Origin of the sequence: Chryseobacterium sp. HR92 (assembly GCF_045689405.1) — a bacterium.
In the GTDB taxonomy this organism is placed as follows: domain Bacteria; phylum Bacteroidota; class Bacteroidia; order Flavobacteriales; family Weeksellaceae; genus Chryseobacterium; species Chryseobacterium viscerum_A.
Genome location: NZ_CP139139.1, coordinates 829337 through 856308 on the forward strand (window position 1 = coordinate 829337; position 26972 = coordinate 856308).

Below are 26972 nucleotides of genomic sequence, written 5' to 3' on the forward strand. Positions count from 1 at the left end.
ATTAGATTTATAAAAATAATTAGATTGCTAAAATTTTTGAAATCAGTAAAAGATCTTCATTGATTTCGTTATGTTTTTTAATGGCTTCCTCAATCGGCGTATACGTCAGATCATTGGAACGCATTCCGGCCATTACATTGGTTTGTCCTTCCATTAATCCTGTTACGGCACCGTAACCCAGTCTGCTTGCCAAAACTCTGTCTGCACAGCTTGGAGAACCACCTCTCTGCATGTGTCCCAAAATGGCTACACGAATGTCATAATCAGGGAATGTCTGCTTTGTTTTTTCGGCAAGTTCATACACATTGGCTAGTTTTTCACCTTCTGCAACTACCACAATGCTTGATGCCTTTCCTGTTTTTTCAGCATCTCTAAATTTCGCGAAAAGCTCATCAATACTGTCTTTTTTCTCAGGAATTAAGATATCCAGAGCTCCTGTTGCCAATCCGCTGTTTAATGCAATAAAACCAGCATCACGCCCCATTACCTCCACAAAGAAAACTCTGTTGTGAGAAGTTGCCGTGTCACGGATTTTATCAATGGCATCCATTGCAGTATTCAATGCAGTATCATACCCGATGGTGTTATCAGTTCCGAAAATATCGTTGTCGATTGTTCCCGGGATACCGATTACTCTGATTCCGAATTCTTCATTAAAGATTTTTGCACCGGTAAAAGTTCCGTCACCTCCAATACATACCAATCCGTCTATTCCAAGTTTTACACAGTTGTCGTAAGCCTTCTGACGGCCTTCTTTTGTTCTGAATTCAGCGGATCTGGCAGACTTTAGAATGGTTCCACCCTGGTTGATTATATTTTTTACGGAACGGGCTCCCATTTTCAGGAAATCATTGTTGATAAGACCGTTGTAGCCTTCTCTCACCCCGTAGCATTCGATATTATAGTAATTGGCGGTTCTTACTACCGCTCTTAACGCTGCATTCATACCCGGAGAATCACCTCCTGAAGTAAGAACTGCAATTTTTTTTACAACACTCTCTTTCATCAAGAAAAAAATTTCGAACACAAATTTACAAAAACAAGTTCAGATTATCGTAGTAACTTTTCAATAGTTTTGAATATAAATTATTAAAAGCTTCTGAAGTTTGTAGGTTTAAAAAAATATCGTGCAGTTTTAGTTTCCTGAGCATCGGTATCCAGGTCATACCATGGTGTAAAATAAGGGTTAAAAGGATTGGAGAGTACATGAATAGATTGTGCCGGCGTAAATCCTTCACTCAATAAAAACAATCTTTTCCCTTCCTTATTGCGGCAAACACCGGAAATAAAAACAATGTGTCCCGGACTTCCCGGTGTAATCAGAATATCTCCGGTTTTAAGATCAGAATTTTTTGTTACCGGTTTTGTTTCTTTATTTAATGAAATAGTTCCCGCATAATTAAAAATCAGATCCAGATAATTTCTGAAACTCTGATAAGAATCATCAAAAGCAGCAGTCTTTCTAAAGCTTACCGAATTTCCATTGACAAATGCTCTCGTTCCGTTTTTGTAGTCATTCCAGCTGAGAAGATCACCACTGGTAAAATGAAATTTGATCTCGTCAAATTTTTTTGTCTTATAAAGATATTCAGCCCTCATGCGGATTGCTGCATCAGCACATTGCTGCAGGTCTTTATTTCCGGTGTCAATATCAAAAATGGCTTCATGAAGATGTTGGGTGGAAATAGGAGTGGCATCGTATTTCAGAATCTGGCTGCCATAAGGTTTCAGCTTAAAATTTTCAATAAAATACCCGAAAGAGTCCGGATTTTCTTCACTCCATTCATAGCCTTCCGGAGGAGAAAATCTTTCACGGATCGTATTTTTATTCTTATGGATTTTTAGAGCGTTTTCTGTAATTAAATGTTCATTTTTATCCGGCTCAGGCAGTAAGCAGTCTGATAATTTTTCTTTTGTACAGTTTGTGAGAATTAAAAATGCTGCGATTCCGGTGATAATCTTTTTCATGTGTTTTTAGTGAACACAAATATCATTTTTTTTCACAGATCTGCCAATATATAATCTGAAAATCTGTTAGTTTAATGACTCTTCGTTCTCCGGAATCAATAATTTCCCCCAATCATTCAATTGCCAGAGGATTTCTACCAATTTTTCACCAAGTTCTGTCAATGTATACTCAACTCTTGGAGGAATTTCATTAAAAGACTGTTTGGTTAAAATGCCATCTTCAACCATTTCAGCCAGCTGCTGATTGAGAACTCTTCGGTCTACTTTAGCGATACCGCGCAAAAACTCACTGGGACGTTTCTTTCCTTCATTGATCTGCCAGACGATAGGAATTTTCCATTTTCCACTGATGGTATTGACGGCTATTTCCAATGGACAAATTTTATTTTCTTCGGCTCTTCCCTTTGTTTCCATAAAATTGACTTTTTTATCCCTATGAGTGAAAAATATGCGGTATTGTTTTTGTCCGCTTACTTTCAGACTTTTGTAAAGATAATCATTAAAATAGTATGGCAGAAAAACGAAAAGGAGCCCGCTCCATCAAAGATATTCCACCGGATATTTTGGAACAGCTGAACAGAGGAGAAATTGAAACCGCCAATCTTACAGAATGGCTGGCGGTAGATCAAAGGCTGTTGCTGGAAAACTTACTATTGCAGAATAATCGTAAAGATTACCTGAAGCCGATTTTAGAAAACGTAGACCAGCTGAAAAAGCAAACGGTTAATACCATTAATGAAACAATTGGAATGGGGATGCTTAATCTGGTAGCTAAAAATAATGATGATGAATTTCTTCTGAAACTGTCGGTTCATCCGGCAGATCTGGTACGTTGCTGGGCAGCTTATACCATTGGGAGAAATAATAAACTGAAACTTAAAGAAAAATTAAACAAAATTCAGTCATTCGCTTCTGATTCTCATTTTGGAGTAAGGGAAATCTGTTGGATGACCGTGCGTCCGGATATCTCCAAAAATCTTGAAGAAAGTTTATCTTTTTTATCAGAATGGACGATGCATGACGATGAGAACGTGAGACGTTTTGCCAGCGAATCTACAAGACCAAGAGGAGTCTGGTGTGAACATATTGATGCTTTAAAACAAAATCCTGGACTTGGACTGGAAATTTTAAAACCTTTACGGTCAGATTCCGCCAGATATGTGCAGGACAGTGTCGGCAATTGGCTGAATGATGCCAGTAAATCACAACCCGAGTTTGTAGTGGAAGTCTGCGATGAATGGCTTCGGGAAAGTCCGACAAAAGAAACACAGTATATCGTTAAAAAAGCTTTACGAACCCTTAAAAAGTAGGAGTTATCCACAAAACAAAAATGTTGATGTAATTTTTTACTGCATATACTGCAGGTTTTCATGTTTTTAAATGATTCTCTCAAACCCATTATTCTCATTGGGTAGGTAACTTTCTACTCAATTTTCTTGTAAAAGTGACATTGAAAAAAATTTTATGTTAACAGTATGTTAACTGAAAAAAAGTTATCCACAATATGAGTTTCTGATGAATGTGGATTATAAATATCATAAAATGAGTGGACTAAGTAATGCTCTTGGAAAACGGATTTGAAATTCTATATTTTTTTGTCAAAATAAAAAGTTATCCACAATATGGAATTATTGATCCAATTCTGAACTTATGTACCCGAAAATATCTGGATAGTTTTATTGATAAAAATCTGCGTTATCGGCTCAACCAGCGATAAACATTTTTTAAATTTTGCAGGTCTGTTTACCATTTTTCAGTCAGATATTTCCAGTATCTTTTCGGGACATGCTGAATATGAAGTTTCATGTTTTTCCGCTCAACAATATTGGTTTTTGTGAAATAGCGCTGCCAGAGCACCTGATAGCTTTTTTCATCATCATGAAATTTCTGCTGATAATTCCCGAAATCAATCTTTTCATCAGGATAGAAAAACTCACAGGTCTCCAGATCATAGAGAAGTCCGTAGTTTCTCCGCAAATCATAGATCATCCATTTCTGATCCTGATACCGGTCATGAAAATGTTTTCTGATTAAAGGCAAAACATTGAAGTCAGGATCTATTTTGGCGAAAAAAACACCATCCAGCATTTTTTCAAAGCGGACAAAAGCCGTCATTCTGTGTCTTTCCCTGTCCACTGATTTGCAGATTTTTGAAATTTTTAAAACATCAGAATCAGCAAAGTTTTCAAGAATATTCTTTTCCGGATGCTTTATAGATTGTTTTACCACAGATAAAATGAGGTTTTCCAGATCCGGATCTTCTGATAAAAACACTTTTAAAAGGTGATAAACGCCTTGTTTTCCGATATTCTGTTCCAGCTTATTCAGAACCCTTTCAGATTTGTCTGGTTGGGTAATCACTTCATGAATTTCAGCAAAAATATTTTCCTGATGAAACCTTTCTCTGCTTACAATTTCCACATCTTTATAACGATATTCAAAAACTTCAAATATTGCGGTGAAAAGACCATCAAAACTTCCATCGTAGAGTAGGGTTGTCATTTATTTATTTAAAAATTTAGTTGGTTTGTCATTCTGAGCGAAATAAAATGAAGAATCTATTTTATAGGAGAGATTCTTCCTTCGTCAGAATGACAATAGTGTTGCGTAATAAATTTGTGAACATTTGTGAAAATATTCGTGTGACTTGTGTTTAAAATCAAAATAAAGTAAGTTGTTGCGAAAACTGATTATGAAATTTGGATGAGCTTCCACCTATCAGCAGTTTTCTGAAGTTTTTATCCGTTAAATATTTCAGATAGACATTTCCGGCACTAAAATCAATAAAGTATTTTGCACGGTTGACAGCCGCTCCAAGCTTTTTCAAATGATCCATTGTTAAAATCTGAAAACGCCTTGCACTTACAATCTTTTGTGCTGTTTTCACTCCAATTCCCGGAATTCTTAAAATCAACTGATATTCCGCGGTCTGAAGATTAACAGGAAATTGGTGAAGATTTCGTAACGCCCAGCTTAATTTCGGATCCACTTCCAGATCAAGGAAAGGAACATTCGGGTCTAAAATTTCTTCTGCTTTAAAACCATAAAATCTCATCAGCCAATCCGACTGATACAATCGGTTTTCACGAAGCATGGGAACTTCCGTCGTTAAAGAAGGCAGCCTCTGATCTTCCAAAACCGGAACATAACCGGAATAATACACCCTTTTCAGATTAAAATTTTTGTAAAAATGATCGGCAACTTTGATGATCTGTAAGTCATTTTCATTGGTTGCACCCACAATCATCTGGGTAGACTGCCCTGCCGGAGCAAATTTGGGAACTTTCTTCAGAATTTTCTTTTCATCCTGGTACTGAATGATCCCTTTTTGAATATAGCGCATAGGACTGATCATGTCCTGTCTGTTTTTTTCAGGAGCCAGTAATTTTAATCCGCTTTCTGTAGGAATTTCAATATTTACTGATAACCGGTCTGCATACAAAGCCGCTTCCTGCATCAGATCATCACTTGCTCCCGGAATAGATTTAAGATGAATATACCCATTAAAGTTCTCTTCCATACGAAGTTTTTTGGCAATTCTTACAAGCCGCTCCATCGTTGTATCTGCATTTTTGAAGATTCCTGAACTCAGAAATAATCCTTCAATATAGTTTCTGCGGTAAAAATTAATAGTAAGATCTACAACTTCCTCTACTGTAAAGGCAGCTCTTTTTATATCATTAGAACTTCTGGAAACACAATAAGCACAATCGTAGATGCAATGATTGGTCAATAGAATTTTAAGAAGAGAAACACATCTTCCGTCTTCAGTATAAGTATGGCAAATCCCACTTGCGGAACTGTCTCCTAAAGCTCCTTTTTTATTTTTTCTAGAACCTCCGCTCGATGAACAGGAAACATCATATTTCGCTGCATCAGCAAGGATTTCGAGCTTTTCTTTAAGGCGGTCAAAATTCATATTTTTAAAGATATGATACGTTTTGTATCTTAATTTTACTTAATTTTTGTTCAAATTTAGTTCCAAAATTGATAAATGTCAATCTTTTTTCATAGAAGTTATCAACAAAAAAGAGTCTCAAAATCATTATATTTACGGCTCATTAAAGTTTATATCATGAATCATAAACCAATCGAAGGTTTTTCCAAGCTTCCAAAGCAGGGAAAAATCGAATGGCTCGTAAACGAATATCTTGAAGGAAACCAGGAGTATCAAAATATATTAAAACAATACTGGAACGATGATGCAGATCTTCAGAAGCTTCACGAAGAATTTTCTGAAAATACTATCTCCAATTTTTATATGCCTTACGGAATTGCTCCGAACTTTTTAATTGATGGGAAGCTTGTGGCGCTTCCAATGGCTGTTGAAGAAAGTTCCGTAGTGGCTGCCGCTTCAAAAGCTGCAAAGTTCTGGATAGACAAAGGGGGGTTCAAAACAACCATTATCAATACTGAAAAACTGGGGCATACCCACTTTATTTTTAATGTAGAGCCTCACAAATTATTACATTTCTTTAATTTCAGTTTAAAGAAAAAATTATTTGAAGCAACAGAAGATATTACGTCCAACATGAGAAAACGTGGTGGAGGTATTCTAAATATCAATCTGGTGGATAAAACGGCAGAAATGCCAAACTACTATCAGCTGAAAGCAAGTTTTGATACAGTAGATTCCATGGGAGCGAATTTTATCAATTCATGTCTTGAGCAGTTTGGAAAAACGTTGAGACAGGAAGTAGCAACCAGCGAAGATTTTACTCAGGAAGAAAAGAATTCATTACAGATTGTGATGAATATTCTTTCCAACTTTACACCTGATTGTATTGTGAGAGCTGAGGTTTCCTGTAAAATGGAAGACTTAAAAGATGACAGCGGGATTTCTCCTGAAGAATTCGCCTATAAATTCAAACAGGCAGTAACCATTGCCGAAATTGAACCTTACCGTGCAACCACTCACAATAAAGGAGTCATGAATGGAGTAGATGCCGTTGTAATCGCTACCGGAAATGATTTCAGAGCTACAGAAGCCTGTGCACATGCGTATGCTGCGAGAGATGGACAATACAGATCTTTGACCCACTGTACAACAGATAACGGAGTTTTCAGATTCTGGATTGATCTTCCTATTTCTGTTGGAGTAGTAGGAGGACTTACGAATCTTCACCCTTTGGTAAAATTCTCTTTAGCTCTACTTGGAAAACCTTCTGCGCAGGAACTGATGAGTATTCTTGCTGTTTCAGGTCTTGCACAAAATTTTGGAGCTTTACGTTCTCTGGTAACCACAGGAATTCAGAAAGGACATATGAAAATGCACTTATTGAATATCTTGAACCAATTGGGAGCTACCGAAGAAGAAAAGCAGCACTTTGTGACGTATTTTAAAGATAAGACCGTGAGCCACCATGAGGTGATCAATGAATTTAACAGAATGAGAGGACACTAATGTTACAGATCATTTTACCCATTGTATTCCTTCTTTTTGGATTTTTTCTGAAGAAAACAAACAATGAAGGTTTCAGAAGCTCCAAGAGATTTGCCAATATGTTTATCATACTGGGAATTTCTACATTGGTTGCGAAGTTCATTTTAATGTACTTAAAATCAAAATAGTGAAAAAGAGTATAGTATTTTTCTTATTGATTTCCGGGTTAAGTTTTTCGCAGCAGAAGGATTTAAAAATACAGGATTTGCAGCCTAAATCTGAAAACTTTGTGTTTCCTGTAGTTACTTATCCTGCAAATCCTTCCGTGGCCAATAAGATCAATACATTTCTTCAGGTAAACGAACTGGAATATATCTCGAATTCTGGTGGGAACCCTTTTAAACTCGCCTCTACAGCAACCAACTCTTATTCCAATTATGTTTATTTTTATGATTGGGAGAAGTTGGAAACACCTAAAAACATTTTAAGTATAGGTGTCAATGGAGAAGCTTCGGGAGCGTACCCGGAAGAGTTTTCAGATTGGAAGAATTTTGACCTGAGAACAGGAAACTATATCAATGCTGAAGATTTATTTCAAACAAATGCTGCCAAAACGGTTGCAGGTTTAATTCAGAAAAAAATCAAAAAAAGAGTCAATGACTTTCTTGTAAAATTAAAATCCGAAAAGAACCCGTCAGAAGAAGTTCAGGAGCAGATTGGCTTATATGAAGGATGCTTCATGGATTATACTTTGAATGGCATCCGATATTTTTTTGGAAAGGATAAACTCACTTTTGTAGCGGGAAGATGTTCTAATCATGCCATGAGAGCTTTGGACGATCTGGGAAGTCATGAACTGGAATTTACCTATAAAGAACTTGAAAAATACCTGAGTATTTATGGAAAGAATCTGATATCAGGCTCTGAAAAGTTGGGGCAGACGGGTCCAGGAAATAAATTATACAAAGGAAAAATTGACGGAAAATATCCTATTACGGTTTTATTTAACGAAATCAATGAGGATGATTCCTTTTCAGCTACTTATTGGTATGACAAGAACAAAAAACCAATCAACTGGAGAGGAGAATTTGTCCATGACCATTTTTCCATCACAGAAGATGATTATCACAGTGAGGAGCTTAAGGAATGGATACCAAAAGCTTTAATAGAAGCTAATTTGAAAGGAAATAAAATCATTGGTACGTGGCAGGATTATAAAACAAAAAAATATTTAACCCTAGAATTAGAAGAGTTATAAAATGAAAACAATTACTTTAGTTTTTGGAGCAGTTTACGGAATGGTTTCTGTAATCCTGGGTGCATTCGGAGCGCACGCCTTAAAAAAAATATTAGCTGTGGAAAGACTGGAAAGTTTTGAAACAGGGGTAAGATATCAGATGTATGCAGCTTTTTTTCTGCTGATTATCGGGTATATTTTAAAATTTGAAACTTCTGCTGAAAAATGGACTTCCATTTTAATGATTGCAGGAACACTTTTATTCTCAGTAAGCATCTATTTCCTGAGTATGCAGGACTATCTGGGAATAAATCTTAAATTCTTAGGTCCTATCACTCCACTTGGAGGTCTGATGATGATCTTAAGCTGGGGAATGCTGATCTTTTATTTTGCTAAAAACAGAATTTAAGAATGAAAATTAACAGAAGAAGACGGTTAATACGAACATTCAATCTCCTGGATCAACCTATCAGATTCAATCCGTTTGTGTTCAGCCGTACTTTTTTTATGTGGGCTGTTACAGGTCTCGTGGGTGGTATTATCGCCGGAGGATATTGGATTGTACTGGAACATTTTACAGAATTTTTAGCTGAATTTCAGGGCTGGCAGGTGATTCCAACCATGGCTATCTGCGGTTTGCTGGCCGGACTGGTGATCCATTTTATCGGAGATCCGGGAGAAATTCATCTGATTGTTAATAACATCAGATTCAATAAAGGAAAACTGGAACCCAAGAATAATCCTTCGATGATTCTTTCTTCTCTTTTCTGTGTAGCATCAGGAGGAAGTTTGGGACCTGAAGCTCCTTTGGTACAGGTTACTGGATCTACGGGAACCTGGCTGGGGAAAATTTTCAGATTGAAAGGGGAAGAGCTGAGGTCTTTGAGTATTGCCGGTATGGCATCCGGTTTTACCGCATTATTTGGTGCTCCGCTTGGAGGAAGCCTATTCTCTTTGGAAATTTTGCATCATAAACACGCTGTAGAATATTACAAAGCCATTATTCCTGCATTGGTAGCAAGCTGTTTCAGTTATCTGATGTTTGCTTTGATTATCCATCTGGGAATTGGAGCAACCTGGGATCTGAAAGCTTATCATTATACCGGAGTGTATGATTTTGCTTATGCTACCGCCTTTGGAATTGTAGGCACTTTATTCGGATGGATTTTCATATTTGTAGTCAAATTTTTCAAAAAGATTTTTGAGTACAGAAAATTTCCGATTTACATTAAAACATTCGTAGGTGGAATCATTTTAGGAATTATTGCCTATAATTTTCCCATTACAAGATACTTCGGACATAACGAAATCAACCAGCTGATCGGTGGAAATTTCGGATTGAATTTTTTAATTCTGATTCTTGTTTTTAAAATACTGGCCATTGCAATTACGGTAACTTCCGGGTGGAGAGGAGGATTTATCATTCCCTTGTTTTTTGTAGGAACAACATTGGGACTGATTATCCACAATTTATTTCCGGCAGTAGATACTACTTTAGCGATTGTAAGCTGCATGGCGGCTATTAATGCCTGTGTGACAAGAACTCCGATGAGTACTACGATTATCCTTGGGACACTTACCGGATTTACCTATTTTGTACCGATATTATTTGCCAGTCTTACAGGATATTTTCTGGCTCCTAAAATTCCGTTTATCGGATCTCAGTCTGAGAAATTAACGGAAGAATAGGGGAAAATCGAATGATATGTTAAAAATCAAGTCCATCAGACTTTAATTTTTAAGTCAATAAACTTGAACTTCCATGTCTTTTTAGTAAATTTGTCAACCTTTAAATATTAAAATAAAATAATAAAAATAATATGAATCTTCACGAGTATCAATCAAAAGAGATTTTATCAAAGTATGGAGTAGCTATCCAACGTGGTTTCGTTGCAAACAACGTAGATGAAGCTGTAGCAGCTGCTGAAAAATTGACTGCGGAAACCGGAGCACAGGCTTGGGTTGTTAAAGCACAGATTCACGCAGGTGGTCGTGGTAAAGGTGGGGGTGTTAAGTTTTCTCCAAACATGGACAAACTTAAAGAGAACGCTCAGAATATCATCGGAATGCAGTTGGTAACTCCTCAAACTTCTGCTGAAGGTAAAAAAGTACACTCTGTTTTGGTTGCAGAAGATGTTTATTATCCAGGAGAATCTGAAACTAAAGAATTTTATGTTTCTATTCTTTTAGATAGAGCTGAAGGGAAAAATACAATCGTATATTCTACTGAAGGTGGTATGGATATTGAGCACGTTGCAGAAGTAACTCCTCATTTGATCCACAACGAATTGATTGATCCTGCTATTGGTCTTCAAGGGTTCCAGGCTAGAAAAATTGCTTTCAACCTAGGTCTTGAAGGAAATGCATTCAAAGAATTTGTGAAATTTATTTCATCTCTTTACAATGCTTACACAGGAATTGATGCTTCTCTTTTCGAAATCAACCCGGTATTAAAAACTTCTGATAACAAGATTATCGCTGTAGATGCTAAAGTAACTTTAGATGACAACTCATTGTTCCGTCACAAAGACTTAGCTGAGCTTAGAGATACAAGAGAAGAAGATCCAATGGATGTAGAAGCTGGTGAAGCTGGTCTTAACTTCGTAAAACTAGATGGTAACGTTGCTTGTATGGTAAACGGAGCTGGTCTTGCAATGGCAACTATGGATATCATCAAATTATCAGGTGGTAACCCTGCTAACTTCCTTGACGTAGGGGGTACAGCCGATGCTCAGAGAGTACAGACTGCTTTCGGAATCATCTTAAGAGATCCAAACGTAAAAGCTATTTTGATCAACATCTTCGGAGGTATCGTAAGATGTGACAGAGTTGCTCAAGGGGTTGTAGATGCTTACAAAGCAATGGGTAGCCTTCCGGTTCCATTGATCGTAAGATTACAGGGAACTAACGCTGTAGAAGCTAAAAAATTAATTGATGAGTCTGGTCTTCCGGTACACTCTGCAATTACTTTAGAAGAAGCTGCAAACAAAGTAAAAGAAGTTTTAGCATAAGCTGAAATTCTCAGATAAATAAAGAATCCGTTTCATTTTTGGAACGGTTTTTTTGTTTTCAAACCTGAAGACAGAATGTTTTTTTTAGTTTTTTCTTGGATTAAATTCTCCCACAGATCACACGAATGACACAGATTTTTATTAAAATCCATATTGTAAACCTAACAGGTTTTTAAAACCTGTTAGGTTTTTTCTCTGTAATCATCTTAAAAAAACACCTAGGTTTTAAGGTGTTCTTTATTTATATAGGTTTTTGTTACTTATCCTGATGGCTTTCCGGTAAATTACTCTCGCCGCTGGTAATACTGATGCTCGTAGGGGTCACCAACTGAATTTTATCCACATCAAAACGCTCTTTAATACCTAAATAAGCCTTACTTCTTACCTGAGCCAGATTAGCACCTACTTTTATCCAGAACTTCACCTGAAGATTAAAAGCACCTTGTTTCAGGTCTGTAAAGATCACCTCTATGGTGTCTAATTTATCCACATTGTCAAGATTCTTAATCACATCCAGAATTCCTTTCTGTGCTTTACTGATATCTTCATCAGCAGGAATTTCAAAATTTAAAATAATCCTGCGCTGTGGGGAAGCGGTAATATTATAAAACGGAGCATTGAAAACCACCTGATTGGGAATATAAGCCTTCTTCCCATCATCAGTAAGAATTTTGGTAGTTAAGAAACCAATTTCCTGTACTGTTCCGGAATGTGCTCCAATGGTAATATAATCTCCTACTTTGTATGCTTTGTCAATGCCAATCAGCATTCCGGAAAAAATACTTGATACAAGATCTTTCAAAGCAACTCCGGCAATAACCCCTGCAACTCCCAGACTTCCGATAAATTTCCAAAGAAAACCGCTGAAGCCCATTATTTCAAGGGCAATAAAGGTACCCATCAGCATGATCAGAAATCTGAAAATACTGATTAAAGTAACTAATGAACTCTCTTTTTGGCTCTTCGGGAAGAATTTATGGAACAGTTTTACGGCTGCCTGGCTTAAATATTTACTGGTGATCAGGAAAAATGTAAATACCAAAATTCCTACAATTAGTTTGGGCGTGAGCTCAGCAAATGTCACATACCAATTTTCCAATACTTTATAAACAAGATCTACATACCTGAGTCCGGTCTTCTCCATGAATAAAATTTTAATTAAAGATATAAATTTTCGTCAAAAAATTTGCCAGTTCCAAAAAGTCTACTAAATTTGTAGACTATAAAAGTAATGCATTATGTCAATTAAACTAGGAGATACAGCGCCCAATTTTCAGGCAGAATCATCTGTAGGTGATATTAATTTTTATAACTATCTGGGAGATTCCTGGGGAATCCTGTTTTCACATCCTGCAGATTATACACCGGTATGCACTACAGAACTGGGATATACAGCGAAATTGCAGTCTGAATTTGATGCCAGAGGAACCAAAGTCATTGCTTTGAGTATAGATGGAGTAGAAGATCATCAAAACTGGGTGAAAGATATTAATGAAACTCAGAATACCAATGTACGGTTTCCTATTATTGCTGATAAAGACCGAAAAGTTTCAGAGTTGTATGATTTTATTCATCCTAATGCTTCGCTGACGGCTACAGTGCGTTCTCTTTTGATTATTGATCCTTCCAAAAAGGTAAGACTAGTTATCACTTATCCTGCTTCTACAGGCAGAAATTTCAATGAAATTCTGAGAGTGCTGGATTCTTTACAATTGGTGGATAATTACCGCGTAGCTACTCCTGTTAATTGGGAAAATGGAGAAGATGTCATTGTTCCGCCAACAGTTTCTACAGAAGAAGCACGGAAGATATTCCCAAAAGGAGTGACTGAAATAAAACCCTATTTACGATATACGCCACAACCCAATACATGATTTTATTTGATTTTTTATAGTTTAGTTTTAATTTGTACGAAAAGCGCCCGGAAATTTATTTCCGGGCGCTTTATTTTTTATAAGTATTTCAGTTATTACTTAACGTCGTTGATAATTTGTTTTGCTTTAGAGGTTGGAAGGTAAATCTGGAATCCTAAACCAAAAGTAATTTTGTTAGTATATCCACCGCTTCCGAATCCTGCATTTGCGTCATATTTCACTAAACCTTCCAGTCCGATGTTTGGAGTGATGAAATAAGAATAACCAGGTCCGAATCCGAAGTTAAGACCATTAGAAGAAGAACCTCCTTTAGAGATTGACATACCTCCAACACCTACGTTACCTTCGAAGAACCATCTTCCGTGGTGAAGCAAGTTGTTTACTCCCTGCTCTCCCGGATTAAGGTAATAACGCCCTAATGCTCCTACGTTATATGTAAAAGTAGTGGGTGCATCTTTAGCTCCTTTGAAGCCTAAATCCACATATCCCCCAACTGCAATATTGTCTTCAATGAAATATGCTCCTTTTGGTTGAATTGCAAAGTCGTATCCTGCTCCTTCATTTAAACCAAAATTTGCCCCTGCAAGGTTACCCCCTACCATCCAATTACCTTTCTGAATCTGAGCGTTTGCGGTTGCTGTTAAACCTGCTACAGCTAATATCCCTGTTAAAATAAGTTTTTTCATAATTTATTATTTTAATAATTAAATGTTTATTATTCACGAGTTATAGAAAAAACAATAAATGTGCCATACTCTTAATTTTAGGTAATTTTTCTAAATAAACGTTAATATTATCAGTAAGATATAATCCTCTTTTTTAACATATTTGTTGAGGATTTCATAATGATAAAGGAAATAAAAGAAGGGTTTTAAAAAGGAAATGATAAAAAAGGGTCATGAGCTCAAGTGCTTTTTCTTTTGTTCAGTTTCCCAATAATTAAATAAATAGAAGAATTATAGATATGATAAGTCCTGCGATAGTAAACTTGATTCCGCGTTTGAATGCTTTTGTTTTAGGATTAAACATCCAGAAACTAGAAATCACAAAAAAGAAAAGAGAAACTCCGAAGAAAACGCTTAGCGGAGATATGGCATCTTTAGACTGTGATTTGTGAAGAGAAACCATTTTATCTAATACGAAAGGTAATTCTTTCTTGGTGTACTTTGCTTTTCCGGTTGCGCTGTCGTAAGTTCCCTGTTTAAAATAAAGAACACTTCCTTCTGTTTTTTCCACTTCAAGACCTTTCATTTTCAGCTCTTTTTTCAGTTCTTTTTCTGAAAGATTGGCAGCAATGTTTTTTTCATATTTTTTTTCGTTTTTCAGAAAATCGGTGTCTCTGTACACCAGTAGAATTCCACTTAATGAATATACGGCCATAATCCCGGCAAGGAAATATCCCAGATAACGGTGCGTAATTCTCATGAAACTTCTTGTGTCTTTAATCTTATCCATATCTTATTGTTTTGTTTTTGTTTAAAATTTCAAAAGTGGAAACTGCAAAAATGCAATCTCCACTTTTAATGAAAGAATTATTATATAAAGAATTCTAGAGTCTGTATGTCAGTGTGAAATAGTAGTTTCTCGGAGTGATAGGGTTTACTGAATAATTCTCATGAACGTTATAGTTTACGACATCAAACAGGTTGCCCACTTTCCCCTGGATAGAGAATTTATTCCATTCGTAGCCTACAGATACAGATACAGTTGTATAGTCTTTTAGATCAAACATTCTACTCACGTTGTTTCTACTTGCATTTGTAGATTTTGAATCATTCCATCCAGCGATTCTGTCTCCAATGTAATAAATTCCAGCTCCAATTTTTAAACCTTTTACATAGTTTGTAAATTTATAGAAAACGGAAGCATTTGCTGTTGTGGCAGGAGTTCTTACTAATCTTTGGTTTTCAACATATCCCTTTTCAGGAGTGTCAATGTAAACAGAATTGTTATAAGAAAAACCTCCGATTATAGATAGGTTTTCTGTTGGGTTTCCTGTAATGTCTAATTCCACACCACGGCTTCTCATATTTCCTGCATATTCTTTAAGATTGGTATCTGTTGAATTTACTGGTGCTCCGTTTGGAGCAGAAGCGAACCAATATGTTTGATAATAATTATTGTACATAATCTGGTAAGCCGTTAAGTTAACAGCTAAAGCATTGTTCCAGAAATTCTTTTTAATACCAATTTCGTATTGATCAACTGTTGAAGGTTTTATGCTTTGTCTTGATAAAGTAGTTAACTGATTTTGAACATCGGTAACAGGTTGATTGGTATTTACTGTACCAAACTGATCTGAAGTATATCCTGCATTTGAAGCAAACGAATTAGTATAAGTTGCAAACACCGAAAGGTTTTCATTTGGCGCATAAACCAAACCTACTTTTGGAGAAAATGCATTGTCAGAAGTTGAAGAATTTGCCACCTCAATTTTATCATTTAATGTAAAACGAGTTGTCAGCGTAGGCATATTTTCTATATAAGACCATCTAAGTCCTGCAATTACTTTTAGTTGCTTTGTTAAGCTGATAAAATCTTGTGCATAGATCCCAATTCTTCTTGTATTGATTCTATTTCTTGTACTAAGAGTAGAATTTGGCATATCAATACTTCCCCATGTTGAAGGATCATCTAAATATAGAAGATTTTTTGGGGCAGTAATATTATAAGCATAAGCATCAGCCTGGCTGTAATCAGCATCAGAACCAATTAAAACTTTATGGTTGATTTTTCCAGTATTGAATTCACCATTGATGTTTACTTGTGCCGAAGTATAATTTTGTTCGTTGTAAGTTCTACCAAAAGGTCTTTTCCAAGATAATCTGTTAGGATCTACAGCTGCATCTTTAGTTTCATATATCCATTGTACTCTTTCAGAAGAAAAATAATCTTTAGTATAGTTCTGGTAAGAAGCAGTAGCGTTCAAAGACCATTTTTCATTAAACTGATGATTAAAGGTTACGTTCGTAGAAGCTTGCTGTACATTTTGATATTGCCAGTCAGTTCCGAAGAAAGTGTTTCTGGAAACAGCATCATTCAATCTGTAGCTTTGATCTTTTTCAGTGATAGATCCAATCCCGAAATCCGGGGTAAAATTATTTTTAAGATAATCTGCCTCAACAATTAATTGAGATTTATCACTTAAATTAAATAAAAATGAAGGATTGAAGTAGTATTTCTCTGATTCTACAACATCTCTGAAGCTTTCAGCATGCTCATATGCACCATTTATTCTGAATGCAATATTTTTGGATAATGGTCCATAAATATCAACTGTTGGTTTGTAAGAATTCCAGCTTCCACCATTAAGTCCTACGCTTCCACCAAAATTGAATTTAGGTTTTTTTGTAATCATATTGATAACACCACCAGCTGCTGTATTACCAAAAAGCATAGCATTAGCTCCCTTTAAAACTTCTACTCTTTCCAAACCACTTACTTCAGGGAAAACACCACTATTTATTCTTGAACCATTCTTGAAAATATTATCATTTCCTAAAATGAAACCACGTCCACCAAAGCTATCCTGAGAATTTCCTCTGGAAGAAGTAATGTACATTCCGTTTACATTCTGAAGAACATCGCTAAGCTGTTTTGCCTGCTGCTGCTCAATAATTTCGTGAGTAACAATAGCAATAGGCTGTGGATTTTCCATTACCGTCAGATTTGATTTTGTCGATAATGGTCTTGCCTGGTTAGGATTTCCTGTTTTGTGAAGATTAATATCCTCAATGGTCTGAGTTCTGATGGTGTCTGCTTCAGCATTTTTCATCTGTGAACTTGCTGAAACAGCAATAAATAGAAGACCTAAAGAAAGTAATTGTCTTTTCATTTTATTTTTATGTAGAACAGTTTTAAATAAGGCGCAAATGTAAGTATTTGTTTAGAATAGATAAAAATAATTTAATGATTTAAATCATATTTTTATAGTTAATGAGATGGATTATTTCTATACTTTTTGAAAGCAAAGAATCAGTATAATAGTTTTTTGGATAGCTAAGCAATAGTAAGATAGATTATATCTTAAGAAAGGAAAAGCATATCTTTGAATTTTATGTAGATAGAGAGGTAACTTTTTCTATAGATCCAAAGATTATTGTTAACTATGGTTGAGATGTTTTAAACGGTCTTAAATATTGTAGATAATGCAGAAACATTAAATGATGATATAAAAATTTTGTTATGTAACAAAATTTTATAAATTTGTTATATCAATTTGTTGTCTCAACAAAACAACAAATTAATTAAAAAAACCTCCTAAAGTAGGAGGCTTTTACTAGAACAGATCTTATTGCTTCTTCTTTATTAAAGGTTTGATCTCCTTGAAAAGTTGAATAAGAACTACTATAAGTTCCAGAAACGAATTAATATTTTCCATTTTGGAATTTCAAAATAAACTCGAGTTAGCGCTCGAGTTTATTTGTATCTCAAAGTTAATAAAACGTTTGTGATTTTTTTTAAAAAGTTTTCAACATTTATCAAATTTTCCTTTAAATAAAGGGTTTTTGGGATGGTATTTTAAAAATTCCTATTTTGGCGTATTTTATCAGTTAAACATTTTTTATTAATATGCTGAAATTTAATTTTTTACGTTTAAACACCCTTGTTGTAAAATAGGATAAAATGGGTATTTGTACGCATTTTCAGGTAAATACTAAGAAAAAAATAGAATTTTCTGTCTTTATTACTGTACTAATTAATATGTATTTGAAAGAGAAATGGTCAAAAATGTAGAATTTCAACTTTGACTTTGTCACAAGCTTTTGATAATATTGAAGAGTTTTTATGATATTTGTTAAAAATTATAATATGCAATTGGTAAAAGCAGGGCTTTGTGCCTTTGGAATGAGCGGAAAAGTATTCCATGCTCCCTTTTTAAAGGAGCATCCGGGATTTTTTATATCTGCTGTGGTAGAAAGAAGTAAGGAAGAATCTAAAGAAAAATATCCTGAAGCAACCATTTACCGGTCTGTAGAAGAAATGCTTCAGCATGCAGATGTAGAGCTGGTGATTATCAACACTCCGGTTCAGACCCATTACGAATATGCAAGAAAGGCACTGGAAGCGGGAAAAAACATTATTGTGGAAAAACCTTTTACAGTAAATGTTTCTGAAGCAGAAGAATTGGTTCAATTGGCTGAAGAAAAAGGATTGTTTTTAAGTGTATATCAAAACCGACGATTCGACCGTGACTTTTTACAGGTTCAAAAGGTCTTAAATGAACAGAAAATAGGAAATATTAAAGAGGCTGAAATTCGGTTTGACAGATTCCGTACAACTCCTAGCGGAAAGCAGCATAAAGAAAGTCCGGACCAGGTAGGTTCAGGGTCACTTCATGATCTGGGTGCGCATCTTGTAGACCAGGCTGTACAGTATTTTGGATATCCTGAAAAACTTTTTGCAGATGTATTTTCTATGAAAGGAAAAGAATTTGCGAATGATTATTTTGAGATCCTGCTATTCTACAAAAATGATCTGAGAGTAAGACTAAAAACATCGGTTTTCAGTAAAGAAGGCCATTATGCATATACTATTCACGGTGACAGAGGAACTTTTTTACAGGAAAGAACAGACAATCAGGAAAATGAATTGGTAGCAGGTGCAATTCCTGTATATGGTAAAGAATGGACCCAGCCATTGAAAGAAGCTGATGGAATTTTGAACTTCCTGAATGATCATTCTGAAACAGAAAGAATTCTGACGTCCAGTGAAGCCGGAAATTATATGGATTATTACCAGCAGATCTATGAGCATATTGTTTTTGGATATGCTTTGCCATCCCCTGGAAAAGAAGTTATTCAGAATATGAAAATCATTGATGCTTCCCTGGAAAGCGCAAAAGAAGAAAGAATCATTCAATTATAAATGATGAGTTATGAATTATGAATGAATTCAAAGGTTCAACGTTTAAAGTTCAAGTTTGATAGCAGTTGTAATTAGAAGTTTCCCAACTCGTTTACACTCAAACTCTAAAACCCTAAAACTCTCCAACACTCTGACTCATTCATAATTCATCATTTATAACTCATAATTATTAAACGATTTCCTGAAGCTCCAGCCATCTCATCTCATGATTCTCCAGTTTTTCTGAAACTGTTTCCAGTTCGGAAGAGAGTTTGGCTATCTTTTCGTAGTCCGCTTCATTATTGAGTTGATCCAGAATTTTGGAACGCTGATCTTCCAGTTCAGGCATTTCCTTTTCAATGGTTTCCAGCTCTTTTTGTTCCTTAAAAGTTAATTTTCTTTTTTTAGAGGCAGAAGCTGGAGTGTTTTCTGTTACAGCAGCTACTTCTTTAGCAGGTTCAGATTTTACCGTTGTATTTTTTTCCAATGCTTCTTCACGGCTTCTCGCCTCTCTGTATTCTGAGAAATTTCCAACAAAATTTCTGATTTTTCCGTCCCCTTCAAAAGCCAGAACATGATCTACAATTCTGTCCATGAAATATCTGTCATGGGAAACAATAATCAAAGATCCCTGGAATTGTTGAAGGAAGTTTTCAAGAACCGTTAGTGTAGGAAGATCCAGGTCATTCGTAGGCTCATCAAAAATCAGGAAATTAGGATTCTGATACAAAATATACATCAGGTGAAGCCTTCTCTTCTCCCCACCCGAAAGCTTAGAAATAGGAGAGTACTGAGTCTGATCATCAAATAAAAATAATCTTAAAAACTGCGATGCGGATAAGCTTCTGCCATTCGCCAAAGGATAAAATTCTGCAATCTCCTTGATGAAATCAATAACACGCTCGTCCTCTTTATAGGTAAGTCCTTTCTGAGCGAAGTAACCGAAAGATATAGTTTCTCCAGTTTCAATCTCTCCCTTATCTGCTTTTTCTAATCCTTGTATAATATTAAGCAGGGTAGACTTTCCTGCTCCGTTTTTTCCGATGATTCCCACCTTTTCACCACGTTGAAACTGGTAGCTGAAATCTTTTAAAAGAACTTTTGCTCCAAAACTTTTATCAATATGTTTAAGTTCAAGAACTTTATTTCCCAGACGCTTCATTTCAAAATCCAATTCCAATCCATCCTTTCTGGTATCGGTTTTGGCAACCTTTTCAGTTTCGTAGAAAGCGTCAATTCTGCTTTTTGATTTTGTGGTTCTGGCTTTTGGCTGTCTGCGCATCCATTCCAGCTCTTTTCTGTAAAGGTTATTGGCCTTATCAATAGTAGCATTAAGATTCTCCTCACGAATCATTTTGTTCTCAAGATAAGTAGCATATGAACCATTATGAACATAGAGATTTCTATCTTCCATTTCCCAGATAATGTCACAAACACTGTCAAGGAAATATCGATCGTGGGTTACAAGCAATAAGGTGATTTTTGCCTTATTCAGATAATTTTCAAGCCATTCTACCATATCCACATCCAGGTGGTTGGTAGGTTCATCCATGATAAGAAGCGTATGCCTGTGTTCGGCCCTTGTTTCTGTTAAAAGTTTAGCCAGCGCTACACGCTTGATCTGACCTCCGGAAAGAGTACCCATTTTAGCCTCCAGATCGGTAATCTTAAGCTGGGAAAGAATCTGTTTCATTTCATTTTCCAGATCCCATGCCTTATGAGCTTCCATACCGGCTAATGCTTTCTCAATAAAATCATTATCAGTAGAATGAAGTGATAGGTGATAATTTTTAAGAGCAAGAATAGGTTCTGAATCCAGCGCCATCATAAATTCCTCAATGCTGAGTTTAGGATCATAATCAATTTCCTGGTCAAATAATACCACCTGGATATCTTTGTTGATGATCGCAGTTCCACTGTCTGCAATTTCTTTACCCATTAATATTTTCAGAAGGGTAGATTTTCCACTTCCGTTTTTGGCAACAATAGCAATTTTATCCCCTTCATTGATATGAAAAGAAATGTTTTCAAATAAAATTTTGATGCCGTAAGATTTGGTAAGATTTTCTGCAGAAACGTAATTCATTGGAAATTAATGGTTTGATTTTAATTTTGAATTGAACCGCAAAAGTACGAAAATGTAACCTAAAATTTTCCGGAACCCCTTTTATAAAAATGAATATTTATAATTTTTTAATAGACTGTGTCCATTATCTGAAAAAACTATTCAGTAAATTTGATATGACACAATGAATACACTTTAATAATATTAATAAATAATACAAAAATCTGATTGAAACAATGAAAAAAGTTATTGTAGATATGGACGGGGTAATGGCGGATGTATATCATCAGCTGGTACAATTTGAAAAAAGAGATACAGGAAGAGAAATTGAAATCAGTGATTTGGCTGGGAAGCCTGAAATAGAATCTTTTCCAAACGGAAAAAAACATGTAAATGAGGTAGGCTTTTTCAGAACCTTACCTGTAATGAAAGGAAGCCGTGAAGCAATGGAATATCTGAATAATAAATACGATCTGTATATCGTGTCTGCAGGTATGGAATTTCCCAATAGCTTAAGAGAAAAATATGACTGGCTTGCAGAACATTTTCCATTCATCACCTGGGAGCAGATTGTTCTTTGTGGAAGCAAAAAGGTTGTTTCCGGAGACATTATGATTGATGATTATCCTAAAAATCTGGATCATTTTACCGGAGACAGACTGATATTCACACAGCCTCATAATGAGCTGATAGAAAACGATAGCTATCAAAGAGTGAACTCATGGGAAGATGTTATGAATATCCTTTAAAAGCAGGGAATTTAAATGTTTTTTAGAATAATCATAAAAATAGTAGAAAGCTTTAAATGAATTTTAACTAAAGATAGATTAAATTTAATAAGATGTTGTGAGAACAGGCTGTTGAAAAGAAATAAGTTTGCATCAAACTTTTAACATGAAAAAACATAATACTTTATTCTTTCTTTTGGCAGCTTCGGCCTTCAATGCACAGATTATTTCCGGAACCATTATTTCTAAAAATGAAAATCAACCGATTCCTTATGTGAAAATAGGTATTGATAAAGAAAATATTGGAGTGGTTTCTGATGGAAAAGGAAATTTCTCAATTGACTTATCCACATTAGCTCCGCAAAAAAAAGTAATTATTGAAGTGCCGGGTTATGAAATGTATACGGAGACTGTAGAGGATTTTAAAAAGCATGATCTGCAGAAAATATTTTTGAAAGAAAAAATTAGAAATATTAAAGAAATTGCGATTAAGCCTAAGAAGCTTGTAGATAAAAACTGGGGTGTTAATACAAAAACAAAAAGTGTTTTATATTCGGTCAATCCGGGACTAAATAAAGATAATTTTTTAGGAGAAACAGCATTGGAATTTAATGCGAAAAAGAGATCGAAGATTAAAAATATCAATCTGAATATCGCAAGTTATACTTCCAGTCAGCCTGTCCTGATGCGGTACAGTATTTACAGTGAGAAAAATGGATTCCCGGATAAGAGTGTTTTGGATGAGGAAATCACGGTAGAGCTTACTGAAGATATGATTAAAGACGGTACTTATACTTTGGATGTAAATGGCCGTAATATTTGGGTTCAGGGAAAATTCTTTGTAGGAATTCAATTCTTGAAAGATTTTGAAGGAACGGTGAAAATAAGTGCAGCATTATTTAGAACAGGATTTATAAGAGAATTTTATGGAGATTGGAAAAAAATGACTATTGCTGCACCTGCCATAAATATTGATGTGAAAATGGATAAAAACGGCAATAGCAATACCGAAGAGGAAGGCGGTTTTTCAGATGATAGCGCTGAAGCAATGATGCCTGATGTATCAAAATATGTTCAGGAGTCAGAACATACAATATATGGTCAAAATACAACTGCCGGGAAATATCTCAAACTTCAGGATACAGATCTTTATTATGAAATCTATGGTGAAGGAGAGCCATTGATTCTGCTTCATGGTAATTCAGGAAGTATTAAAGATTTTTATCAGCAGATCCCCGTTTTGTCCGGGCAATACAAAGTAATTGCGATAGATACCAGAGGGCAAGGAAAAAGTATAGATTCTTCTAAAAAAGATTTTACCTATAAAATGTTTGCAGATGATGTGAAAGCTCTGGCGGATAAGCTAAATCTTGATAAAGTAAATATCGCAGGCTGGAGTGATGGCGGAAATACAGGTCTGGAATTCGCTCTGAAATACCCGGAAAGACTTAATAAATTGATAACCATTGGAGCAAATGCTTTTCCTGATGGAGTAGATGATAAGCTTACCGATCATTTTGAAAATAAAATGCTGGTAATGAAAGAACTGAAGGATCCTAAAAAGTTTAATGAACAAAGACTTCTGAGGATTATGCTGACACAGCCTCGCATCGGTAAAAAAGATTTAAATAAAATTGGAAGCAGGGTATTGGTGATCGCCGGAGATAAAGATGTTATTAAGCCAGAGCACACCGAGCTCATCGCTAAAGAAATTCCCAATGCAGAACTCAAAATCTACAGCAATGCTACTCATATGATTCCTTTTGAAAATGCGGACCAGCTCAATACAGATATTCTGCATTTTTTAGGAAAAAGTAATTAAATAAAGGCTGGGAGTGGGAAATTGGAGGCTGGAAGTTATATCAGTCAGCTAATTCTGAAAGTTGGTTCATTGAAATGTACATACTGGATAAATGAAATTTCATCAATTGCTATCTTCCCGCTTCTATCTATCTTTCTTTCTTATTTCTAATCCAGAGTCAGTCTTTTTAAAGACCATGAATTGCCGTTGTAAATATCAAGATCCACTTTGGCGTTGATGCCATGAACAATCCCGTTTTCTGTAAATTGCCAGAAATCCCACTGATCATCAGGGGAAGGAGAAGGAACATCATTGTAATTGGCCAGCCATAAAGGATAGTCTTCAAACTCACCTTTCAGGAAATCTTTATAATAATGATAATAGGTATAAATGATAGGTTTTTCACCGTAAGCTTCCTCTACAATTTTACACCAGACTTTCAGATCTTCAATCAGTTTCTTATTCGTCTTGCGTTTTGGAATTTTTTCAATATCAAGAATAGGAGGAAGATCTCCACCCTCAAGTTTTACATTTGCTAAAAAATTATTGGCCTGGATCACAGGATCTTCATCAGCTCTGTAAAAATGGTAGGCACCACGGATAAGATTGTGCTTTTTAGCCATTTCCCAAAACTCCTCAAAATGCTTGTCAGCACTTCGGTTCCCCATCGTAGCACGCATAACGACGAACTCCAGCGGAATGGTTTTATTACCAATGCTGAGGCTGTCCCACTTGATATCTTCCCTGTTCTGATAATGGGAAACATCAAAACCGTATGTTTTATCAAGGTTGCTCGTTAAAATTCTCTGAATTCTTGCGGCTTCTCTTTCGCTGTTGTGGAGTTTCTTGTGAGTAAATTTGTTAAAGTACAATGCGTAATAATAGCTGATGGATTGCTTTAAATAAAAGCCGGTTCCGATAAGGGCTACAATTAAAATGGCCAATATTACCTTTCTACGGAAAAAATAGTTCTTCCGTCTTGTTTTATGGAGCTGTTTGGCAGTTTTTTTGGTGTACTTTTTTGGTGTCATAAAGTTTTGCAAAACTAACTTTTTTCACTGCTAAATGCTAAAATAAAATCAGTAAATTTGTGTATTATGGAAACACGCGAAAAAATCATCATTATAGGAGGAGGATTTGCGGGGCTGCAGCTTGCAAAAACATTGAATAACAAGAACAAAAAGGTCATTGTTCTGGATCGGGTGAATCACCATATGTTTCAGCCGCTTTTTTATCAGGTAGCCTCAGGAAGGATAGAACCTTCCAATATCTCTTTCCCTTTCAGAAAGATTTTTCAGCAATCCAGAAACACCCAGTTCCGTATGACAGAGGTGAAAGAAATAGACCCTGCTAGCAATAAAGTAATTACTGATGAAGCAGAATTTACTTATGATAAACTCATCATTGCAACGGGCTGTAAAACTAATTTTTTCGGGAACAAAGATCTCGAAGGAAAAGCTTTCGGAATGAAAAATACCCAGGAAGCCATCAGCATAAGAAATCATGTGTTGATGACCTTTGAAAAGCTGATTATTGAAAAAAGCCGAAGCGATGACGGGAACTGGAATATCGTTATCGTAGGAAGCGGACCTACCGGAGTAGAGCTGGCGGGTGCTTTTGCAGAAATGAAAAAAGACATTCTTCCCAGAGACTATCCTTACATGAATTTTGACCATCTGAAGATTATTCTGGTAAGTTCCACAGAAAAACCACTTGCTGTAATGAGCAGTGAGGCTCAGGAGAAATCTGAAAAATACCTCAAAGATCTTGGGGTGACTTTTATGAGCGGAGAAGTGGTGACAGATTATGACGGAGATAAAGTACATCTTAGAAGCGGGAAAGAAATACCATCCAATAATGTAATCTGGGCAGCCGGAGTTACCGGAAATGTGGTAGGAGGTTTCCCCGAAGAAAAATTAGTAAGAAACAGATATATTGTAGATCGATATAATAAAATAAAAGGATACGATAATATTTATGCCATCGGGGATATTGCCTATATGGAAACTCCAAAATATCCACAAGGACACCCGCAGGTAGCAAACGTAGCCATTAATCAGGCAAAAAATTTAGGTAAAAATCTATTAAAGAAAAGTCAGAACGAGTGGGCAGAGTATGAGTATGATGATAAAGGTTCATTGGCAACCATAGGGAAGCACAGAGCCGTTGTTGATCTGCCATTTATAAAATTCCAGGGATTTCTGGCATGGTATTTCTGGATGTTTCTCCATTTAATGCTAATTTTGAGCGTTCGAAATAAGCTGGCCATATTCTTCAACTGGATGTGGAGCTATGTGAACAAAGATTCTTCTTTAAGATTAATTATTATACCTACTAAGAAAAACGGAACATTACAATGAGAATTGACATAATAAGCGTACTTCCGGAATTGATGGAAAGTCCGTTCAAAACTTCTATTCTGAAACGAGCAATGGATAAAGGGCTGGCAGAAGTACATTTTCACCAACTGAGAGACTGGGCTATCAATAAGCACAGACAAATTGATGATGAACCTTACGGAGGCGGAGCAGGAATGGTCATGATGATTGAGCCGCTGGATAAGTGTATCTCAGAGCTTAAGTCGCAGAGAAATTATGATGAGGTAATCTATCTGACACCGGATGGAGTTACTTTAAATCAGAAAATTGCCAATTCTCTTTCCATAAAAGAAAATCTGATCTTTCTTTGTGGCCATTATAAAGGAATAGACCAAAGAGTAAGAGATCTTCATATCACAAAAGAAATTTCAATAGGAGATTATGTTCTTACGGGAGGGGAACTGGCAGCTTGCGTTCTTGCAGACTCTGTCATAAGACTGCTTCCCGGAGTTTTAAATGATGAACAGAGTGCCTTAACGGATAGTTTTCAGGATGATCTTCTTTCACCGCCAATTTATACAAGACCTGAAAGTTATAAAGGATTGGACGTGCCTAAAATTTTACTCAGCGGAAATTCTGGGAAAATTGAAGAATGGCGTCATGATGAAGCTGTAAGGATCACTAGAGAAAAACGCCCCGATTTACTGTAGTCAAATATTGTTGAAACTTATTTAATTCTT

Annotated in this window: 23 protein-coding genes; 12 read left to right on the forward strand and 11 right to left on the reverse strand. The window is 35.8% G+C overall.

Translation table 11 applies throughout. From position 1 onward, the window contains the following. Positions 1 to 19: 19 nt before the first annotated feature. From pfkA to SFA27_RS03690, 3 genes are all read right to left on the reverse strand, one after another. A complete protein-coding gene (gene pfkA / locus SFA27_RS03680; protein ID WP_047379076.1) occupies positions 20 to 1006 on the reverse strand; it encodes a 6-phosphofructokinase in 987 nt (328 codons plus the stop codon). Positions 1007 to 1089: 83 nt separating this feature from the next. Beyond that, the gene (locus SFA27_RS03685) at positions 1090 to 1968 is read right to left on the reverse strand and encodes a DUF4846 domain-containing protein (protein WP_407296412.1); all 879 of its coding nucleotides are present in this window, start codon (positions 1966 to 1968) and stop codon (positions 1090 to 1092) included. 66 nt (positions 1969 to 2034) lie between these two features. Next, positions 2035 to 2382 carry a winged helix-turn-helix transcriptional regulator gene (locus SFA27_RS03690; RefSeq protein WP_407296415.1) on the reverse strand — a complete coding sequence of 116 codons (348 nt, stop codon included), beginning with the start codon at positions 2380 to 2382 and terminating at the stop codon, positions 2035 to 2037. A 95-nt stretch (positions 2383 to 2477) separates the two neighbouring features. On the opposite strand from SFA27_RS03690, the gene SFA27_RS03695 reads away from it, so the two are divergent. After that, positions 2478 to 3278 carry a DNA alkylation repair protein gene (locus SFA27_RS03695; protein ID WP_407296417.1) on the forward strand — a complete coding sequence of 267 codons (801 nt, stop codon included), beginning with the start codon at positions 2478 to 2480 and terminating at the stop codon, positions 3276 to 3278. A 433-nt stretch (positions 3279 to 3711) separates the two neighbouring features. Here SFA27_RS03695 and SFA27_RS03700 read toward each other — a convergent pair whose 3' ends face one another. Together SFA27_RS03700 and SFA27_RS03705 are read right to left on the reverse strand one after the other, a co-directional pair. Beyond that, positions 3712 to 4470, reverse strand: coding sequence for a TIGR03915 family putative DNA repair protein (locus tag SFA27_RS03700; protein ID WP_407296419.1), 759 nt, complete (start codon positions 4468 to 4470; stop codon positions 3712 to 3714). 157 nt (positions 4471 to 4627) lie between these two features. After that, on the reverse strand, positions 4628 to 5887 hold the full coding sequence (locus tag SFA27_RS03705; protein ID WP_264516982.1) for a putative DNA modification/repair radical SAM protein: 1260 nt from the start codon (positions 5885 to 5887) through the stop codon (positions 4628 to 4630). A gap of 156 nt (positions 5888 to 6043) precedes the next feature. Between SFA27_RS03705 and SFA27_RS03710 the strand changes: the two genes are divergently transcribed. The 5 genes from SFA27_RS03710 to sucC all read left to right on the forward strand — a co-directional run bounded on the left by SFA27_RS03710 (position 6044) and on the right by sucC (position 11599). After that, positions 6044 to 7372, forward strand: coding sequence for a hydroxymethylglutaryl-CoA reductase, degradative (locus tag SFA27_RS03710; protein WP_264516983.1), 1329 nt, complete (start codon positions 6044 to 6046; stop codon positions 7370 to 7372). Positions 7373 to 7538: 166 nt separating this feature from the next. After that, a complete protein-coding gene (locus SFA27_RS03715; protein ID WP_407296421.1) occupies positions 7539 to 8609 on the forward strand; it encodes a hypothetical protein in 1071 nt (356 codons plus the stop codon). Position 8610: 1 nt separating this feature from the next. Then, positions 8611 to 8997 (forward strand): DUF423 domain-containing protein, encoded by a 387-nt coding sequence (locus SFA27_RS03720; protein WP_407296423.1) that lies wholly within the window; start codon positions 8611 to 8613, stop codon positions 8995 to 8997. Between the two features lie 2 nt (positions 8998 to 8999). Further along, positions 9000 to 10277: a chloride channel protein gene (locus SFA27_RS03725; RefSeq protein ID WP_047379067.1), complete on the forward strand. Its 1278-nt coding sequence runs from the start codon at positions 9000 to 9002 to the stop codon at positions 10275 to 10277. Between the two features lie 131 nt (positions 10278 to 10408). Beyond that, positions 10409 to 11599, forward strand: a complete 1191-nt coding sequence (sucC, locus tag SFA27_RS03730) for an ADP-forming succinate--CoA ligase subunit beta (protein WP_034694875.1) — start codon at positions 10409 to 10411, stop codon at positions 11597 to 11599. A gap of 256 nt (positions 11600 to 11855) precedes the next feature. Here sucC and SFA27_RS03735 read toward each other — a convergent pair whose 3' ends face one another. Continuing rightward, the gene (locus SFA27_RS03735) at positions 11856 to 12743 is read right to left on the reverse strand and encodes a mechanosensitive ion channel family protein (RefSeq protein ID WP_264516985.1); all 888 of its coding nucleotides are present in this window, start codon (positions 12741 to 12743) and stop codon (positions 11856 to 11858) included. 94 nt (positions 12744 to 12837) lie between these two features. Between SFA27_RS03735 and SFA27_RS03740 the strand changes: the two genes are divergently transcribed. Beyond that, entirely contained in the window at positions 12838 to 13473 is a 636-nt protein-coding gene (locus SFA27_RS03740; protein ID WP_407296427.1) for a peroxiredoxin, read from the forward strand. 95 nt (positions 13474 to 13568) lie between these two features. Here SFA27_RS03740 and SFA27_RS03745 read toward each other — a convergent pair whose 3' ends face one another. The 3 genes from SFA27_RS03745 to SFA27_RS03755 form a co-directional block, all read right to left on the reverse strand. Beyond that, entirely contained in the window at positions 13569 to 14159 is a 591-nt protein-coding gene (locus tag SFA27_RS03745; RefSeq protein WP_047379061.1) for an outer membrane beta-barrel protein, read from the reverse strand. 253 nt (positions 14160 to 14412) lie between these two features. After that, on the reverse strand, positions 14413 to 14928 hold the full coding sequence (locus SFA27_RS03750; RefSeq protein ID WP_047379059.1) for a membrane protein: 516 nt from the start codon (positions 14926 to 14928) through the stop codon (positions 14413 to 14415). 94 nt (positions 14929 to 15022) lie between these two features. Next, the gene (locus SFA27_RS03755; protein ID WP_047379057.1) at positions 15023 to 17308 is read right to left on the reverse strand and encodes a TonB-dependent receptor; all 2286 of its coding nucleotides are present in this window, start codon (positions 17306 to 17308) and stop codon (positions 15023 to 15025) included. Positions 17309 to 18285: 977 nt separating this feature from the next. Here SFA27_RS03755 and SFA27_RS03760 point away from each other — a divergent pair. Continuing rightward, positions 18286 to 19341, forward strand: a complete 1056-nt coding sequence (locus SFA27_RS03760; RefSeq protein WP_407296430.1) for a Gfo/Idh/MocA family oxidoreductase — start codon at positions 18286 to 18288, stop codon at positions 19339 to 19341. Between the two features lie 169 nt (positions 19342 to 19510). Here the strand turns inward: SFA27_RS03760 and SFA27_RS03765 are convergent, their stop codons facing one another. After that, positions 19511 to 21406: an ABC-F family ATP-binding cassette domain-containing protein gene (locus SFA27_RS03765; protein WP_047379054.1), complete on the reverse strand. Its 1896-nt coding sequence runs from the start codon at positions 21404 to 21406 to the stop codon at positions 19511 to 19513. Between the two features lie 215 nt (positions 21407 to 21621). Between SFA27_RS03765 and SFA27_RS03770 the strand changes: the two genes are divergently transcribed. After that, a complete protein-coding gene (locus SFA27_RS03770; RefSeq protein WP_407296433.1) occupies positions 21622 to 22134 on the forward strand; it encodes a 5' nucleotidase, NT5C type in 513 nt (170 codons plus the stop codon). A 145-nt stretch (positions 22135 to 22279) separates the two neighbouring features. Continuing rightward, complete coding sequence (locus tag SFA27_RS03775) at positions 22280 to 23935, forward strand: alpha/beta fold hydrolase (protein ID WP_407296436.1); 1656 nt, start codon at positions 22280 to 22282, stop codon at positions 23933 to 23935. A gap of 146 nt (positions 23936 to 24081) precedes the next feature. On the opposite strand, the gene SFA27_RS03780 is transcribed toward SFA27_RS03775, so the two are convergent. Beyond that, positions 24082 to 24945, reverse strand: a complete 864-nt coding sequence (locus tag SFA27_RS03780) for a glycoside hydrolase family 25 protein (RefSeq protein WP_407296438.1) — start codon at positions 24943 to 24945, stop codon at positions 24082 to 24084. 66 nt (positions 24946 to 25011) lie between these two features. Here SFA27_RS03780 and SFA27_RS03785 point away from each other — a divergent pair, with 66 nt between their 5' ends. Both SFA27_RS03785 and trmD read left to right on the forward strand, forming a co-directional pair. Next, positions 25012 to 26274: an NAD(P)/FAD-dependent oxidoreductase gene (locus SFA27_RS03785; RefSeq protein WP_407296440.1), complete on the forward strand. Its 1263-nt coding sequence runs from the start codon at positions 25012 to 25014 to the stop codon at positions 26272 to 26274. Next, positions 26271 to 26942, forward strand: coding sequence for a tRNA (guanosine(37)-N1)-methyltransferase TrmD (gene trmD / locus SFA27_RS03790; RefSeq protein WP_047379050.1), 672 nt, complete (start codon positions 26271 to 26273; stop codon positions 26940 to 26942). The genes SFA27_RS03785 and trmD overlap by 4 nt, the downstream gene beginning before the upstream one ends. The last annotated feature ends 30 nt before the right edge of the window (positions 26943 to 26972 follow it).